This is a genomic window from Streptomyces sp. NPDC004667, from assembly GCF_040609475.1.
GTDB lineage: Bacteria > Actinomycetota > Actinomycetes > Streptomycetales > Streptomycetaceae > Streptomyces.
In genome coordinates this window covers 1-2719 of record NZ_JBEXKC010000228.1, presented here as the reverse complement: position 1 = coordinate 2719, position 2719 = coordinate 1, and the positions used below count along the sequence as shown (strand labels likewise).

The following is a 2719-nucleotide window of genomic DNA, read 5'->3' as shown; positions in this document are numbered from 1 at the left end:
CTCACCGCCGAAGGCCGGTGGTACCTCATCGCCTGGTGCCGCACACGAGGGGCCGGCCGGGGCTTCCGGCTGGACCGCATCACGGCCGCGGCCCCCACCGCCGAGCCGGCCCGGCCCCACGACCTGGCCGAACTGCTGCGCGGCTCGGCCGCGTCCGGCGCCGTGCGGCCCACCACACTGGCACCGCTCGCACCCCACCTCGACCGATCGCCGGCACCCCGCCGGTGAACCCTCCCGCTCACGGCACGCGGGCGGACACGGAGGACACGGACACGGGCACGTCGGCGCCGGGTTCGGACCGCGATGCGCCGTGTGCGCCGGAGACCGCCGCCTTGGTGAGGATGCAGCGCTCCCCGTCGTCGGGATCACCGATGTACGCCCAGAGCATCGGGGCCACGGTCGTGCCGGTGGCCTCGTAACTGCCGCTCACACCGTCGGGGTTGAACGCGATGCGAAGGGTCGACTGCGGCTTGCCGCCTCCGATCGTTGATACCGATCCCAGGTCCCAGGTCCCCGTACCCGTCTTGACCGACGCGAGGCCGAAGCCGGAGGAGGCCCGGCTCCGGGGATCGAAGTAGTCGCCACAGGCGGACGATGCGCTGAACGTCCCGTCCCCGGCCAGGACGAGGCTGCCGCCGTGTCCGTCCTCCCACACTCCCGCCGCCTCGGCACTCGTCAGCACGACGGCGTCGCCCGGAGCCCCCGGCACCCACAGGCGCCCCAGGAAGACCATCGCGACCAACGCCACCACGGCGCATACCACTGCCGCGAACGCCAATGCGGCACATCCCAGGGCCCCGGTACAGCCGCCGACGGCAAGCCACTTGCCGTATCGCCGGGGAGGGGCGGGGGGCCACGGCGCGGATGGTGCCGGTGGCCGGGGTCCAGCGGTCGACATGGGTCTTCCTCGGGCTCGGAGCCGACCGCGGTGTCGGCCGGCAGCGCCATCTTGCACGGGCCCCGGCCGGCCGACGGCAGCGGGTCCCCCGCGGACACCCCGGCCGTCCGGCGGGTGCCGTACCGGTCCACGGACTGAACACCGGGGGCGGCCCGGTCGCCCCCGCGGTACTGGCACGGATCCCGTCCGGTGGACTATGTTGTGCGGCTATGACTACCGGGACGGCCCTGCGCCACACACGGATCGGTGACCCGGTGCTCCTCTGAGCGCCGTACGGGCCGCTGCCCGCCCGCAGCCGGACCGCGGATCAGGCGCTGCCGCGCGGGCTCCGCCCCCTGTCGTGTCGACCACCACTCGATACGTCAACCACGACAGGAGAACACATGCCCACCACGATGCTGCACGTTCCCACCCCGGACGGCCGGGCCGACGCCTTCGCCGCCTTCCCCGAGGGTGGCGGTCGGCACCCGGGGGTCCTGATGTACCCGGACGGCTTCGGAATCCGCCCCGTGCTCCGGGAGATGGCCCGCGAACTGGCCGGGCACGGGTACTACGTGCTCGTCCCGAACACCTTCTACCGGCACGGCCCCACCCCGGTGATCGAGCTCCCCGAGTACATCGGAGAAGAGGCCCGGCCGGCCGTTTTCGCCCGGCTGATGCCCTTGATCGAGGAGCACACCGCCGAGCGGGCCCTGCGCGACGCCGACGCCTACCTCGGGTTCCTCACCACCCGGCCCGAGGTCGCCGCCGGACCGGTCGCGGTGACCGGCTACTGCTTCGGCGGCCTTCTGGCGACGCGTACCGCCGCGGCCCACCCCGGCCCGGTGGCCGCCGTCGCGGCGTTCCACGCTCCCGTGGCGGCGGACGGGCTCGACGCCCTCGCCGGGATCACGGCCCGGGTCCACTTCGGCCACGCCGAGAGCGATCTGACGCCCGAGTCCCTGGGCGAACTCAACCGGGCCCTGGAAGCGGCGGGCGTCGACCACACCTCCGAGATCTACCCCGGTACCGTGCACGGGTTCACCATGTCCGACACCGATGCCTTCGACCCCGCCGCGCTGAAGCACCACTGGGACCGTTTGCTCCCCCTCCTCGACCGCACGCTGACCGGCGGCTGAGAACGTACCTCCGAAGGCGGGGTGGCGGCACGCCTTGGTGGGGCAACCACCCCTGGCGGAGGGCGCGTTGACGCAGACGTGCAGGTTCGCTCGGTGGTTCCACGTCCAGTCGATTCCCGTTCGAGGAGTTCTCGCTCGTGCCCTGTCAATGTCGGGGCTCCAGGCTCCACCGGGCACGAAAGGACGAGGGAAATGACCAAGTCAGGGCGCAGGGTCGGCATCACCGCCGTGGTGGCCGCGGTCGTGGCCGCGATGATCACTTTCACGGGACTGCAGGGAGCCAGCGCGCAGGACCAAGGGCGCCGCGGCTGGGACCACTTCGGGTTCGGGGTGCCGTGGGAGGGGTCCTACGGTTACTCGCAGGCGATCAGAGCCGGGGACACGGTCTACATCTCGGGCCAGCTGTCGCATGACGCGGCGGGGAACCTGGTGGGCGTCGGCGACTTCGAGAAGCAGGTGCGCACGTCGTTCGACAACCTGGACAAGGTGCTCGCGCACTACAAGATCCCGCGCAGCCAGATCATCAGCATGAAGATCTACACCAAGGACCTGCGCAAGAACTTCGACACGGCCGCGCGGCTGCACAAGGAGTACAACGGCAACCACCGTACGACCGACACCATCCTCGGTGTCACGGACCTCGCGTTCCCCGACCAGCTGGTGGAGATCGAGGCCGTCGCGCTGGTGTCACCGCGCTCCTGAC

General features: G+C 71.7%; 4 protein-coding genes. 3 read left to right on the top strand and 1 reads right to left on the bottom strand.

All coding sequences use genetic code 11. The annotated features are described in order from the left end of the window. On the top strand, nucleotides 1-228 hold a 228-nt coding region (locus ABZW32_RS39530; RefSeq protein WP_356225720.1), incomplete at its 5' end, for a WYL domain-containing protein. A 10-nt stretch (nucleotides 229-238) separates the two neighbouring features. Here the strand turns inward: ABZW32_RS39530 and ABZW32_RS39525 are convergent. Next, nucleotides 239-751 carry a hypothetical protein gene (locus ABZW32_RS39525; RefSeq protein WP_356225718.1) on the bottom strand — a complete coding sequence of 171 codons (513 nt, stop codon included), beginning with the start codon at nucleotides 749-751 and terminating at the stop codon, nucleotides 239-241. A 530-nt stretch (nucleotides 752-1281) separates the two neighbouring features. Between ABZW32_RS39525 and ABZW32_RS39520 the strand changes: the two genes are divergently transcribed. Both ABZW32_RS39520 and ABZW32_RS39515 read left to right on the top strand, forming a co-directional pair. Next, a complete protein-coding gene (locus tag ABZW32_RS39520; protein WP_356225716.1) occupies nucleotides 1282-2016 on the top strand; it encodes a dienelactone hydrolase family protein in 735 nt (244 codons plus the stop codon). 192 nt (nucleotides 2017-2208) lie between these two features. Further along, nucleotides 2209-2718, top strand: a complete 510-nt coding sequence (locus ABZW32_RS39515) for a RidA family protein (protein ID WP_356225715.1) — start codon at nucleotides 2209-2211, stop codon at nucleotides 2716-2718. The last annotated feature ends 1 nt before the right edge of the window (nucleotide 2719 follow it).